We start from the raw sequence: 13,651 nt of genomic DNA, 5'->3' as shown, positions 1-13,651 counted from the left end.
CCCGAGGTGCCGGGGATGGAAGATAGGTGAATGCGTGTGCGGAGCCGCAACAACGTGAGGTTGGCCGGTCGCGAGGGCGGTCCCACCGTCGTGCTCGCGCACGGCTTCGGCTGCGACCAGCACATGTGGCGCCACGTTGTTGCCGAAATCGGACAATGGGCTCAGGTGGTGCTCTTCGACCACGTCGGTTCAGGCAGGGCTGATCCGGCGGCCTGGGACGCCGGCCGGTACGCCTCCCTGGACGGCTACGCCGATGATGTGCTGAGCATCTGCCAGGACCTGGACCTCCAGCGGCCGATCTTCGTCGGGCACTCGGTCAGTTCGAGCATCGGAGTCCTCGCGGCAAACCGCGAACCGGACCGCTTCTCCGCACTTGTCCTGGTCACCCCGTCACCGTGCTACATCGATGACGGAGACTACCGAGGCGGTTTCACTCGCGATGACATCGACGAGTTGCTCGAGTCGCTCGACAGCAACTATCTCGGCTGGTCGTCGAGCATGGCCCCGCTGATCATGGGCAATCCGGAGCGGCCGGAGTTGGGGGACGAGTTGACGGCGAGTTTCTGCCGGACGGACCCGGCAATGGCGCAGGTGTTCGCCCGCGCCACGTTCCTGTCCGACAACCGTGCCGACCTCGCCGCAGTGAGTGTTCCCACCCTGATCCTGCAATGCGCCCAGGACGCCATCGCGCCGCCTGAGGTCGGCGCGTTCGTGCACGCGCAGATCGCCGGAAGTCGGCTGGTCACCTTGGACGCGACCGGGCATTGCCCCCAGTTGAGCGCGCCCGAGGCCACGGCTGCAGCGATCACGTCGTTCGTCCGGGCCGCTTACCGGTGACCGCCTCTGCCGGGCGTGATCCTTACGGCCAAGGTCCAGGCGATGACGGGAGCGCCCGGCCGGGCGAGGTGAGGTTCCCTTCGTTGCTTGAAGACAACCTCGAAGACCTGTACGAGAATGCGCCCTGCGGGAACCTGTCCACCCTCCTGGACGGCACCATTGCCAAGATCAACAGCACGCTGCTGGCATGGCTCGGCTACACCCGCGAGGAACTCGTCGGCCGGCGCCGCTTCAGCGACCTCCTCACCGGCGGGGGCCGCATCTACCACGAAACCCACTTCGCACCCATGCTGGCCATGCAGGGCGAGATCCGCGGTATCGCCCTGGAACTTCGCACCAAGGACGGCTCCCGCATGCCGGTCCTCGTTACCTCCGTCGTCAAGGGCGGCAGCGAAGGCCAACCCCAACTCATCCGCACGGCCATTTTCGATGCCAGAGAACGCCGCAGCTACGAACGAGAGCTCCTCGACGCCCGCAGAGCCGCGGAACGCGAGGACGAACGGCTACGGCAACTCGTCAGCAAACTGCAACGAAGTCTGCTCCCCGCCGTGCTGCAAACCCCGCCCGGACTGGAAAGCGCCGCGTACTACCGGATGGCCTCCACCGACGAGGTCGGCGGCGACTTCTACGACCTGTTCCCCCTCGACGACGGCCGCTGGGGATTCTTTCTCGGCGATGTCAGCGGCAAGGGCGTCGAAGCGGCCGCCGTCACCGCCCTGGCCCGCTACACGCTGCGCGCCGCAACCGTCTACGACCCCGACCCGGCCACCGCGCTGCACAGCCTCAACACCGTCCTCTGGCAGGAATACCGCGAGGACGCGCGCTACTGCACCGTCGTCTTCGGCATCCTCACACCCACGCCGGCCGTCGGCGGGTTCACCGCGGTCATCGCCAGCGGCGGACACCCCGAACCACTGCTGCTACAGGCCGACGGCTCCGCCAACTACCAATGCACGAAGGGCCGAATCGTGGGGGCCTTCCCGAACTCCCGATACACCAACACCACTGTCGTAGCGAACCCCGGCGATACGTTGCTTCTCTACAGCGACGGGCTCACCGAGGCCCGTACCGCCGGCAGCGAGACCCCCGACGGCCGTTACGGAACCGCAGCCCTCGCCCGATTCGCCGCCGATCTGGCACCCACCAACGCCGCCGACGCCGTCGCCGCCGTCACCGATCTGCTCGGTACCTTCGGCGCCGGGCTCACCGACGACACCGCCGTCATGGCCATCAGCGCCCCACCCGGTCATCCCACTCGCAGAGAGCCGCCGCGCGGCCCGTCGCATGCTCGCCGGTGAGGTGATCCCTGGAACACCGGCCCCCACCGGCCCGCCTACAACGGATACGTCCGAGCCACCGCCAGCATCTCGGAACTGTGCGAGCCGGCCACGCCGACCCCGGCGGGCCGGGGGCGGAAGCCGGGGAGGCCGTCCAGCCCGTCGCTGACGTCCATGACCCGGATCCGGACCCGCTCACCCTTGCGCAGCAGCTTCAGGCTGACCTCGATCCCCTGCGACGGCGGCGCGTGGAAGGTCAACCCCGCGGTCCACGGCGGGTTCGGCGGCGGCCCGGAGAGTTCGTTCATCCGACCTTCCGCCTCGGCGTTCAGCACCTCCGCGGTATCTCCGTCCACGTGCACCGTGAGCAGGCGGACCTGCCGCTGAGGGGTCACCCGCAGTCGCAGGACGCGCTCGTCGCCGTCGCCGGTGTCGCTCAGCACCTCCAGCTTCGGAGCGGGCAGGTCGGCCGGCTGCGCGGGCCCCGAGCGCAGTTCCGCGTCGTCGAGGCCGGGGAACTCGCCACCGACACGTTCCACCCCGCCGACGTACTGCGCGGTCCACGGCTGCGGGTCCTCCTCGTGACTGAGCCAGCGCGCCTGCCGGGTGTCGGCGTCCATGGCGTACATCAGATGGGTCGGCGCGGGATGCGCGGCGTCGAAGCGGTCGACGGACAGCCCCACCCCGGCGAAGGCCGCCGCCGCCAGCGCGGCGGCGCCGACCGGCAGCGCGCCCAGCCTCCGGGCGCGGAGCGCGCGCAACCCCCGCTCCCCACCGGCCTGCGGGTGCAGCAGGTCGACCACCGGGAGCGCGGCCAGGCCGAGCAGCACCGCGAAGAGGGCGGCGACCCCGCCCATCGCCATGCCCAGCGCGGGGAAGAGCAGCACCACGGTCGGCAGCAGGATGACCACGGCCACCGCGCCGGCCGCCGTCACCGCGACCACCGGCCACGGCCCGTCGACCCGGGTGTTCAGCGCGACGAAGCCGGCGACGACGCCGGCCAGGGCGGGCAGGACGACCAGGTACGACCCGCCCGGTGCGAAGAGGGAGAGGGGCACGGCGAGCAGGGCCAGCCAGGCCAGCCCGCCGATCGCCAGTGCGATCGGCCCGGCCCAGCGCCGCAGCAGCGCGTACCAGCCGAGAAGCACCGCCGCGGCGAGCGCCACCACGGCCAGCCGATACCAGGTCGGCCGGTACGGGTCGAGCAGCTCGGCGTGCCCGGGGCGGACGGCGGTGACTCCCGCCCAGAACAGCTGGGCGGTGAGCGGGGCGAGGACGATCGGCACCAGAGCCAGGCCGAAGCCGGCGAACAGCCGACCACCGGTGGTCCGGCCGCGCGACCGGGCGAACCAGCCCAGCACGAGGACGCCGATCACCGCCGCCAGCGTCAGCGGCCAGGTCAGCCAGCCCGGATAGCGGACCAGCCCACCCGGCACCGGGAAGTAGGTGGCGTCGTCCGCGGACCAGAGCGTCGGCAGGTCGGACCGGCCCAACGCCCGGGCCAGGCCGAGCGCGTTGTCGCCGTGCTGCTGGAGGCTGGCCCGATCCATCACCTCCGGGGTGTCCAGAGGCGTGTGGTAGATCGCGCCGCCGTCGATGTAGGCCGAGTTCAACCCGATGAAGCGCGGACGGTCGTCGAGGTCGTACTGGTCGCGGAACGGGGTGAAGTCGGTGTCGTTCGGCAGCAGCCGGTAGATCTCCACCGCGAAGGAGGTGCCCACCGGGTGCGGCGCCGCCCGGCCGAAGAGCTCCACCAGGTCCGCGTTGTTCCGCGACGTCTCGAACATGATCACCGGCCCGGTGGAGCCGCGCGCCTCCAGGTTGAGCACCACCCCGCCGTCCTTCGCCAGCGGGTGACTGGAGACGAAGGCGGACGCGCCGCAGAGGCACGCCTCCTCGGCGTCGGTGAGCACGAAGACGATGTCGTTACGGGGGCGGGGGCCGGTGGTCAGCGCGCGGGCCACCTCCAGGATGGTGGAGGTGCCGGCGCCGTCGTCGTTGCCGCCCGGCCCGGACTGCACCGAGTCGTAGTGCGCGACCAGGAAGACCCGGCCGGTCGGGTCCGTACCCGGAAGACGGGCGACCACGTTGCGGACCCGGCCCATCGAGTAGTTGCCGTTGCCCCGCTGAAGCTGGCCGGCCTCCCGGGCGACCGTGTCCTGCACCTCGGTCTCCAGCCCCAGCCCGCGCAGCGCGCCCACCAGGTGCTCGCGTACCTGATCGTTGGCCGGGCTGCCGGCGACGTGCGGACGGGCCGCGACGGTCTGCACCGTCCGGTACGCCCGGGCGGCGCTGAACTCGCCGGCCGGCGCGTCCGCCGGACGCGGCGCCGGGGTGCGCAGGTCGAGCAGGACGGTGGCGCCGACCGCGAGCAGCGCGACCAGCGCGGCGACGGCGGCGAGCGCCCGGCGGCGTGGCCGGGCGAGCGCCCGGTCCGCGGCGCGAACCACGCGGGTGCCCCCGGCGGACTCCTCGGCGGCGGGAACTACGGGTGCGCCCACGGCGGACTCCTCGGGGGTGGGGCAGAAGGGTGGGCATCATCCTGCACCGCGCCGGGGTGAGCCGCGACACCCCGGGCCGATCCGTAACGCTCGGTCCCGCCCGACCGCTGTCCGTGTGACGGCCTTGCCCGGGTACGCCCGTGCCGCCGCGGCCATGTTGTGTGCGACCGTTGTCTAATACAGGATCAGCGGGGCACTCGGAAGGAGCTCGACATCACCAGCGAACTCCCGCGTCTCGCGGCGGTGACCCGGCCGCACCGGGGGCCCGGCATGGCCGGTCCCTCCGTGGCGCCGTACCCGCAGGGGGGCCTCGGGCCGAACCCGAACCTGCCGCCCGGCGAGCGGCTGCGGGTCCTGCTGGTCGAGGACGACGAGGGTGACGCCTTCCTGGTCGGCGAGCTGCTCGCCGAGACCAACTCGATGATCGACCTGCTGGTCGCCACCAGCCTCAGCGAGGCCCGGCAGCGGGTGGCCGGCGTGGACTGCGTGCTGCTCGACCTCGGGCTGCCCGACGCGCAGGGCCTGGACGGGCTGCGCAAGGTGCTGGAGATGGCCAGCGGCGCGGCGGTCTGCGTGCTGACCGGCCGCTCCGACGAGCACCTGGGCATCGTCGCGGTCGCCGAGGGCGCCCAGGACTACCTGGTCAAGGGCCAGGTCGACGGGGTGCTGCTGACCCGAGCGCTGCGCTACGCGGTGGAGCGCAAGCGGGCCGACGAGAACGCCCGGCGGCTGCGCGAGGTGGAGCTGCGCCAGGCCGAGTCCGCCCGCCTGGAGCGCGGTCTGCTGCCCCAGCCGCTGATGAGCACCGACGAGGTGGCGGTGCACACCTTCTACCGCCCGGGCCGGCACGCGGCCCTGATCGGCGGGGACTTCTTCGACGTGGTGCAGACCCGGCCCGACCGGGTCGACCTGATCGTCGGCGACGTCTGCGGGCACGGCGTGGACGAGGCCGCGCTCGGCGTCGAGCTGCGGGTCGCCTGGCGGGCGCTGATCCTCGCCGGGGTCGCCGACGACGACGTGCTGCCCGCCCTGGAACAGGTGCTGATGAGCGAGCGCCGGCTCCAGGAGATCTTCGCCACCGTCGCCACCGTGCGGCTGGACCTGCACGGCAACCGGGCCACGGTCCGGCTGGCCGGGCACCCGCCGCCGCTGCTGCTCTCCGGGGGCAAGGTCGCACCGGTCCCGGCCCGCGGCGGCCTGCTCCTCGGCGTACGACCCCGCCGACCCGTAGCGTTCGACCTGGAGTTCGACACCGATGACTGGTCCCTGTTGATGTACACCGACGGCCTGATCGAGGGACGGGTGGACGACGGCGACGACCGGTTGGACGTGCCGGGGCTGGTCGGCCTGCTGGAGGAGCCGGCCAACCAGGCGGTGCCGCTGGCCGAGCTGCCGGCCTGGCTGGTCGGCCGGGCCGAGCAGATCAACGGCGGTCCGCTCGCCGACGACGTCGCCATGCTGCTGGTCACCCGGGGTGGTGGCCGGTGAACTCGTACCGCCAGGGGTGGACCCTGCGCCGGCGCGTGAGCGTGCTGCTCACGGTGGTCGTGACGCTGCTGATCGGGCTCGCCGCGGCCGAGGCCGCGCTGGCGGCCAAGACCCGGCAGAACATGGACGCGGTGCTGGTGAAGACCGGCCCGCTGCGGGTGCAGGGCCAGGAACTGCTCAACGCCCTGCTCGACCAGGAGACCGCCGTCCGGGGGTACGCGGTCAGCGCCGACCGCGCCGACCTGGCCCCGTACGAGAGCGGCCTGCAGCAGGAGCGGGACACCGTCAGCAGGATGAAGGCGCTGATCGGTGACTATCCCGACGTCGAGCAGGCGCTGTCGGTCGTGGAGCAGCAGGCGGCCGACTGGCGCAGTACCGTCGCCCAGCCGGTGATCACCACGACCGAGCGGGACGGCACGGCCGCCGGCCAGGCGCTCATCACCGACCAGGCGCGGCAGCAGTTCGAGCAGGTCCGCGCCTCGGTCGGTACGCTCCAGGCCGAGATCCTCAGCGAGCGGCAACGCACCGCCGCCAAGGTCTACGAGACCAGCAACATCCTGGTGGTCCTGCTGATCATCGCGGCGGTGGTGGTGGCGGTGGCCGGCTCGGTGCTGCTGCTCTCCCTCGACCGGATGGTGATCAAGCCGCTGACCGGGCTGGCGCAGCAGATTCGGGAGGTCGCCGAGGGCGACTACCAGCACCGCATCGCCGGTTCCGGGCCGCCGGAGTTCCAGCGGCTCGCCGAGGACGTGGACGCGATGCGGCAGAAGATCGCCCGGGAACTCGCCGAGGTACGTGAGGCGCGCGAGAGCATCGAGTGGGTCAACAGCCAGCTCCAGAAGCAGGCCGAGGAACTCACCCGCTCCAACCGCGACCTGGAGCAGTTCGCGTACGTGGCCTCGCACGACCTCCAGGAGCCGCTGCGCAAGGTGGCGAGCTTCTGCCAGCTGCTCCAGCGCCGCTACGCCGGCCAGCTCGATGAGCGGGCCGACCAGTACATCGCCTTCGCCGTCGACGGCGCGCAGCGGATGCAGCGCCTGATCAACGACCTGCTGGCCTTCTCCCGGATCGGCCGGCTCACCACCGGCTTCACCGAGGTCGACCTCAACAAGGTGATGGGCGACGTGGCCGGGCAGACCGAGGCCGCCCGCCAGTACGCCGACGCCGAGCTGACCTGGGACGAGATGCCGGTCATCCGTGGCGAGGAACCGCTGCTGACCAACCTGCTGGCCAATCTGGTCAGCAACTCGATCAAGTTCCGCCGCCCGGACGTCACGCCGAAGGTGCACGTCTCCGCCCGGCTCGTCGACGACGAGTGGGAGATCACCTGCCAGGACAACGGCATCGGGATCGAGCCGGAGTTCGCCGACAAGATCTTCGTGATCTTCCAGCGGCTGCACGCCAAGGACGCGTACCCGGGCACCGGCATCGGCCTGGCGATCGTCAAGAAGATCGTCGAGTACCACGGTGGCCGGGTCTGGGTGGACACCGACACCGAGGAGGGCACCGCGATCCGCTTCACGCTGCCGGCGCTCCCCGAGGACGTCGAGGCGGCCCGGGCCGCGGTAGCGGCGGACGCCGACGCGGTCACGGACGCGGAGCCGGCCGGGGACGCTCCCGGTTCGGTGGCCGACGCCGACGGTGCGCCGGAAGGCACCGCGCCGGCGGTGGGTCGGCAGCCGGACGGCCCGGCGGGCGCGGATGCGCCCGAGACGACGCCGCTGCACGGTACAACGGGTGACATGAGGGAGACGGTGAGATGACCGCGCCGGCGGACGGCAAGAGCCCGATCGAGGTCCTGCTGGTGGAGGACGACCCGGGTGACGTGCTGATGACCCAGGAGGCGTTCGACGAGCACAAGCTGCGCAACCGGCTCACCGTGGTCTCCGACGGCGCCGAGGCGCTGGCCTACCTGCGCCGCGAGGGTCAGTACGCCGACGCGGTGACGCCGGACCTGATCCTGCTCGACCTGAACCTGCCCCGCCGGGACGGCCGTGAGGTCCTGGAGGAGATCAAGGAGGACGAGCAGCTCCGTCGCATCCCGGTCGTGGTGCTCACCACCTCCCAGGCCGACGAGGACATCCTGCGCAGCTACCAGCTGCACGCCAACGCCTACGTGACCAAGCCGGTCGACTTCGAGCGCTTCATCTCGGTGGTCCGGCAGATCGACGAGTTCTTCGTCAGCGTGGTCAAGCTCCCTCCGCGTGGCTGACCGGCTGCGGGACGACGTCGGCGACCTGCTGCGGGAGACCGCGGCGGAGGTCGTGCTGCCCCTGTTCCGCCGGTTGGACGACAGCGACGTCACCGAGAAGGCCCCCGGGGACCTGGTCACGGTCGCCGACCGGCGGGCGGAGGAGAAGATCTCCGCCGCGCTGCGCCGGCTGCGTCCCGGCTCGGTGGTGGTGGGTGAGGAGGCGGTCGCCGACGACCCGTCCCTGCTGGGCCACCTGCGCGGCGACGGCGACGTCTGGCTGGTCGACCCGGTCGACGGCACCGGCAACTTCGCCGCCGGCCGACGCCCCTTCGCGCTGATGGTCGCGCTGCTCACCGACGGCGAGCCGGCGGCCGCCTGGGTACTCGACCCGCTGGCGGAGACGCTGGCGGTGACCGTCGCCGGGGAAGGCACTCTGCTCAACGGCCGGCCGGTGCGCACCGCCGAGGGCGTACCGCCGCTCGGTGCGCTGCGCGGCACCGCGATGACCCGGTTCCTCCCGCCAGAGACCCGACGGACCGCCGAGGCGGGCGGGGAGCGGATCGGCGAGCTGCTGCACGGGCAGCACTGCGCCGGCCGCGAGTACCTGGACCTGCTCACCGGCGCCCAGCAGTTCGTGCTCTTCTGGCGGACCCTGCCCTGGGACCACGCCCCGGGCGTGCTCCTGGTGCGCCAGGCCGGCGGCGTGGCCCGCCGGTTCGACGGCGCCGAGTACCACCCGGCCGACGACGACAAGGGGCTGCTGGTCGCCGCCGACGAGCGGACCTGGCACGAGGTCCGCGCCGCCCTGCTCGGCGGCTGACCCCGGCACCGACGGGACGGCGGCTGTCGCGGCGCTCTGCGATCGCGTCGGGACGCTGTGTCGACGATCGATGCCGCAGGTGGTCGCGGGCCTGGTCAACCGGCCTGGGTCCGGTATCGTGTCCGGCGGTCGTCGCCCGCAGGTCACCCCCTGGTGGCCCGCAGGGCCGCCGCCGTGCCGCCGTCCCCCCGGCGGCCGAGGGAAGGACACTGTCGTGCCGAGGACCAGCCTCACCTGGCCGCGCGCCCGCCGGCCGCTGATCGTGCTGCTCGCCGCCGTGGCGCTCCTGCTCGGCGCCGGCGCCGTGCCGGCCGCCGCGGAGCCGAACGAGGGCGGCACCAAGAAGCTCCGCGAGGCGCTGGAGGCCGCCGCCAAGGGCCACATCGAGGCCAAGACCAAGCTGGACAATTCCAAGCGCCGCCAGGCCGCCCTGACCGGCGAGCTGAAGGCGGTCGAGGGGCGGCTGGTCGGGCTGAACGCCCAGGTCGGCGAGGTCGCCGCGCAGTCGTACCGGCTGGGCCGGCTCACCACCGCCACGGCGCTGCTCAACAGCGCCAGCCCGCAGGGGCTGCTGGAGCGCGCCGCCGAGCTGGACGTGATGGGCCAGCGGGACGCCAAGCGGCTGCGCGAGCTCGCCGAGGCCAAGCAGGCCGCCGCGCAGGCCAAGGCGGCCATCGACACCGAGGTACGCGAACAGCAGAAGCAGCTCGCCGCGCTGGCCAAGCGGAAGCGCGACGCCGAGCGGGCGCTCGCCACGGTCAGCTCCGGTGCGAGTTCCGGCTTCAGCGGCGGCTCGCGTTCGGCCAGCCCGGCGCCCCGCAACTCGGACGGGTCCTGGCCGTCGGAGTCCTGCTCGGTCAACGACCCGACCACCGACGGCTGCATCACCCCGCGCACCCTGCACGCCCTCCGGCAGGCCCAGGCCGCCGGCTACAAGCGGCACGTCTCCTGCTTCCGCAGCGGCGGCGACGGTGAACACCCCAAGGGACGGGCCTGCGACTTCTCCGCTGCCACCGGCGGGTTCGAGGACCGCACGGCCACCGGTGGGGACAAGGCGTACGGCGACAGCCTGGCGAACTACTACAAGAACAACGCCAGCCGGCTCGGCGTGCTCTACGTGATCTGGTACCGGCAGATCTGGATGCCGAACACCGGCTGGCGGGCGTACAGCGGTTCCGGCAGCCCGGCCGCCGACCACACAAACCATGTTCATCTTTCGATGTACTGACCCGGAGCGCCAGGAACGCTGCGTACCATCGCGACGGTGAGCAGCTCATCGTCCGACGTCGTGGTCAACCCGGCTGCCGCCGGGCCCGCCACCGCCCGCGCGCTGCCCAACGGGCTCGCCGCGTTCCTGGTCTTCCTCTCCAGCGGCGCCGTGCTGGTGCTGGAGACGGTCTCGCTCCGCCTGGTCGGCCCGTACGTGGGGGTGACCCTCCAGGTCACCAGTTCGGTGATCGGCATCGCGCTGGCCGCCATCGCGTACGGGGCGTGGACGGGCGGCTGGCTGGCCGACCGGCGGGACCCGCGGGGCCTGCTGGCCCCGGCGCTGGTGCTGGCGGGCATCGCCACGGCGGTCACCCTGCCGGTGGTCCGCTACGCCGGTGAGGTGCTGCGCGGCGGCGCGGCCAGCGCCATCCTGCTGCTCACCGCGCTCGCCGTCTTCGTCCCGGCGGCCCTGCTCGCGGCGGTCACCCCGCTGGTGGTGAAGCTGCAACTGGCCGACCTGCGCCGCACCGGGCAGGTGGTCGGGCGGCTCTCCGGCATCGGCACGCTGGGCGGCATCACCGCCACCCTGGCCACCGGCTTCGTGCTGGTGGCGGCGCTGCCCAGCACGGCCATCCTGATCGCGCTGGCGGTGCTGCTCGGGGTCACCGGTCTCGCCCTCGGACTCTACCTGCGCCGGCAGGCGGGTGCCGGGCTGCCCGGCGCGACCCGGACGAAGGCGACGCTGGCGGTGCTCGGGCTGCTCGGGGCGGGGCTCAGCGCGGTCGCCCCGAACCCGTGCGACGTGGAGACCGCGTACCACTGCGCGCGGGTGGCCGACGACCCGTCCCGGGCCAGCGGGCGGGTGCTCTACCTCAACTCGGCCGAACACTCGTACGTGGATCTGGCCGACCCGTCCCACCTCGAGTACGCGTACACGAAGTGGATCGGCGCGGCGGCGGACGTGGCCGCGCCGCCGGGGCGGCGGCTGGACGCGCTGCACGTCGGCGGTGGGGGCTTCACCGTGCCGCGCTACCTGAGCGCGACCCGTCCCGGCACCGACAACGTGGTCTTCGAGATCGACGGCGAGCTGGTCGAGCTGGACCAGCGGCTGCTGGGCGTACGGCCGGGGCCGGGGTTGCGCGCGGTGGTGGGCGACGCCCGGATGCTGGTCGCCGGCGAGCCCACCGACAGCCGCGACTTCGTCGTCGGGGACGCCTTCGGTCACCTGGTGGTGCCCTGGCACCTGGCCACCCGCGAGATGGCCGCGGAGATCCGCCGGGTGCTGCGGCCCGGGGGAATGTACGTGCAGAACGTCATCGACTACCCGCCGGGCCGCTTCATCCGCAGCGAACTGGCCACGGTGGCCGCCGAGTTCCGCCACGTCGCGCTGGTCGCTCCCGCCGCGGCGATCGCCGGCCAGCAGGGTTCCAACTTCCTCATCGTCGCCTCGGACGCCCCGCTGCCGGTGGACGCCCTCACCCCGCGGCTGGGCCGGCTCGACGCGGTGCCGGACCTGCTCACCGGCGCGGACCTGACCGCCTTCGTCGGCGACGCGCTGGTCCTCACCGACGACTACGCCCCGGTGGACCAACTGCTCGCGACAGCCTGATCGGGTGATTTCGGTGACCGATTACGACCAGGCAGGTGTAGTCGGGTCGGTCTCGGGCAACACGTCCGACCATGGGTGGAGGAATCCGGAACGGCGCGCAGCTGCTGGGTGAGCGGTACCGGTTGGTCGAGCAGCTCGGCGCGGGTGGCATGTCCGTGGTGTGGCGGGGCTACGACGAGGTGCTCGGCCGACAGGTCGCGGTGAAGGTGCTTGCGTCGCGGCTCGCCGCCGACAAGGCGTTCCGGCACCGGATCCGGATCGAGGCGCAGGCCGCCGCCCGGCTCTGCCACCCCAACATCACCAACGTGTACGACTACGGCGAGTCCGAGCAGGTCGGCCTGACCGTGCCGTACGTCGTGATGGAGCTGGTCGACGGCGCGCCGCTGACCGCCCGGCTCGGCCGGGACGGCAAGCTGGCCTGGCGCGAGGCGGTCACCATCGCCGCCGAGGTCACCTCCGCGCTGGCCACCGCGCACGCCCGGGGCGTGGTCCACCGCGACGTCACCCCCGGCAATGTCATGCTGACCTCCACCGGGGTGAAGGTCGTCGACTTCGGCATCTCGGCGCTGGTCGGCGAGAGCGAGAAGGGTCCGGACGGGACGCTGCTCGGCACCCCCGCCTACCTGGCCCCGGAGCGGCTGGACAACGGCCAGGTCTCCCCGGCCACCGACGTGTACGCGGTCGGGCTGCTGCTCTACCGGATGCTGACCGGCCGGCTGCCCTGGCAGGCCAGCACCACCACCGAGATGCTGCGGGCGCACATGTACAACGACCCGGAGCCGATGTCGGAGGTGCCGGGGCTGCCCGACGAGGTGGCCGAGCTGACGCACCGCTGCCTGGCCAAGCGCCCCGAGGACCGGCCGACCACCGCCGAGCTGGCCCGTACCCTGGCCGAGGCGGCCGGGATGATCCCGGCCGTGCCGGTCTCCCCGGCGCCCGGCACGCTCGACCCGGCGCTGCTGGCCAACGCCGGTACCACGATCCTGCCCTGGTCGACCGACACCGACGCGCTGCCGTTCTCCGGCCGTACCCGCAGCCGCCGGGCGACGACCCGGCGGCGCCGGGTGGAGGCCGGGGTGGCCGCCGCCGGCCTGGTCGCGGTCACCGCCGCGATGTGGGGGGTGACCTCGAAGACGCCGGCCAGCGGCGGCGTCGACCAGCCCACCGAGGCGCGGATGGGCCTGGAGCAGTCGGCCCCCTGCGAGGTCGAGTACGCGTTGCGCAGCGACTCCGGCAAGGACTTCGCCGCCCAGCTGACCCTCACCAACAGAGGTACCCGCGAGCTGCGCGACTGGACGATGAGCTTCGCCTTCCCCGGCCAGCAGACGGTCACCGCCGGCCCGACGGTGCTACAGGATGGCCGGACGGTCCGGGTCACCCCGGCCGCCGGCCGGGAGTCGCTGGCGCCGGGGGCGTCCGAGAAGATCGCGCTGTCCGGCCGGTACACCGGTGGCAACCCGCTGCCGCTCGAATTCAAGATCGGCGAGAACGCCTGCGGCGTACGGGTCTCCGGGGTGGCCGGGATGGCGCCGGGCGCCGCCCCGACAACGAAGCCCCCGACCGTGAAGGCCCCGCCGAGGAAGGCGCCGGCTAAGAGCACCGCGACCTCCTCGGGCAGCGGCGGATCGGGCACCTCGAAGGCGAAGTCCGGCAGCTCCGGCAAGGGCAAGGGGTCGGGTGACGGCAAGGGAAAAGGCGGGAAGTAGGGGCGGCGAA

Annotated in this window: 10 protein-coding genes; 9 read left to right on the top strand and 1 reads right to left on the bottom strand. The window is 72.7% G+C overall.

All coding sequences use genetic code 11. The features are described 5' to 3' along the window. Positions 1–30: 30 nt before the first annotated feature. Entirely contained in the window at positions 31–837 is an 807-nt protein-coding gene (locus V6U88_RS02975; protein WP_334449610.1) for an alpha/beta fold hydrolase, read from the top strand. Positions 838–920: 83 nt separating this feature from the next. Beyond that, the gene (locus tag V6U88_RS02970; RefSeq protein WP_334449609.1) at positions 921–2,135 is read left to right on the top strand and encodes a PP2C family protein-serine/threonine phosphatase; all 1,215 of its coding nucleotides are present in this window, start codon (positions 921–923) and stop codon (positions 2,133–2,135) included. A gap of 35 nt (positions 2,136–2,170) precedes the next feature. Here V6U88_RS02970 and V6U88_RS02965 read toward each other — a convergent pair whose 3' ends face one another. Next, the gene (locus V6U88_RS02965) at positions 2,171–4,615 is read right to left on the bottom strand and encodes a M28 family peptidase (RefSeq protein ID WP_334449608.1); all 2,445 of its coding nucleotides are present in this window, start codon (positions 4,613–4,615) and stop codon (positions 2,171–2,173) included. 270 nt (positions 4,616–4,885) lie between these two features. Here V6U88_RS02965 and V6U88_RS02960 point away from each other — a divergent pair, with 270 nt between their 5' ends. From V6U88_RS02960 to V6U88_RS02930, 7 genes are all read left to right on the top strand, one after another. Continuing rightward, on the top strand, positions 4,886–6,103 hold the full coding sequence (locus tag V6U88_RS02960; RefSeq protein ID WP_334449607.1) for a PP2C family protein-serine/threonine phosphatase: 1,218 nt from the start codon (positions 4,886–4,888) through the stop codon (positions 6,101–6,103). Then, positions 6,100–7,866: a sensor histidine kinase gene (locus V6U88_RS02955; protein ID WP_334449605.1), complete on the top strand. Its 1,767-nt coding sequence runs from the start codon at positions 6,100–6,102 to the stop codon at positions 7,864–7,866. The genes V6U88_RS02960 and V6U88_RS02955 overlap by 4 nt, the downstream gene beginning before the upstream one ends. After that, a complete protein-coding gene (locus tag V6U88_RS02950; RefSeq protein ID WP_334449604.1) occupies positions 7,863–8,315 on the top strand; it encodes a response regulator in 453 nt (150 codons plus the stop codon). The genes V6U88_RS02955 and V6U88_RS02950 overlap by 4 nt, the downstream gene beginning before the upstream one ends. Further along, the gene (locus tag V6U88_RS02945; protein ID WP_334449603.1) at positions 8,308–9,117 is read left to right on the top strand and encodes an inositol monophosphatase family protein; all 810 of its coding nucleotides are present in this window, start codon (positions 8,308–8,310) and stop codon (positions 9,115–9,117) included. Before V6U88_RS02950 ends, V6U88_RS02945 begins: the two co-directional genes overlap by 8 nt. A gap of 214 nt (positions 9,118–9,331) precedes the next feature. Beyond that, entirely contained in the window at positions 9,332–10,345 is a 1,014-nt protein-coding gene (locus V6U88_RS02940; RefSeq protein WP_334449602.1) for a coiled-coil domain-containing protein, read from the top strand. 36 nt (positions 10,346–10,381) lie between these two features. Beyond that, positions 10,382–11,935 (top strand): fused MFS/spermidine synthase, encoded by a 1,554-nt coding sequence (locus V6U88_RS02935; RefSeq protein WP_334449601.1) that lies wholly within the window; start codon positions 10,382–10,384, stop codon positions 11,933–11,935. Between the two features lie 71 nt (positions 11,936–12,006). Continuing rightward, a complete protein-coding gene (locus V6U88_RS02930; RefSeq protein WP_334449600.1) occupies positions 12,007–13,641 on the top strand; it encodes a serine/threonine-protein kinase in 1,635 nt (544 codons plus the stop codon). Positions 13,642–13,651 lie beyond the last annotated feature (10 nt).

Origin of the sequence: Micromonospora sp. CPCC 205739 (assembly GCF_036906795.1) — a bacterium.
GTDB lineage: Bacteria > Actinomycetota > Actinomycetes > Mycobacteriales > Micromonosporaceae > Micromonospora.
This window is presented reverse-complemented; position numbering and strand designations above follow the sequence as displayed.

Coding starts and splice junctions, on each gene's coding strand:
- V6U88_RS02960 (WP_334449607.1), top strand. CDS start 4,886: ATGGCCGGTCCCTCCGTGGCGCCGTACCCGCAGGGGGGCCTCGGGCCG.
- V6U88_RS02975 (WP_334449610.1), top strand. CDS start 31: ATGCGTGTGCGGAGCCGCAACAACGTGAGGTTGGCCGGTCGCGAGGGC.
- V6U88_RS02950 (WP_334449604.1), top strand. CDS start 7,863: ATGACCGCGCCGGCGGACGGCAAGAGCCCGATCGAGGTCCTGCTGGTG.
- V6U88_RS02930 (WP_334449600.1), top strand. CDS start 12,007: ATGGGTGGAGGAATCCGGAACGGCGCGCAGCTGCTGGGTGAGCGGTAC.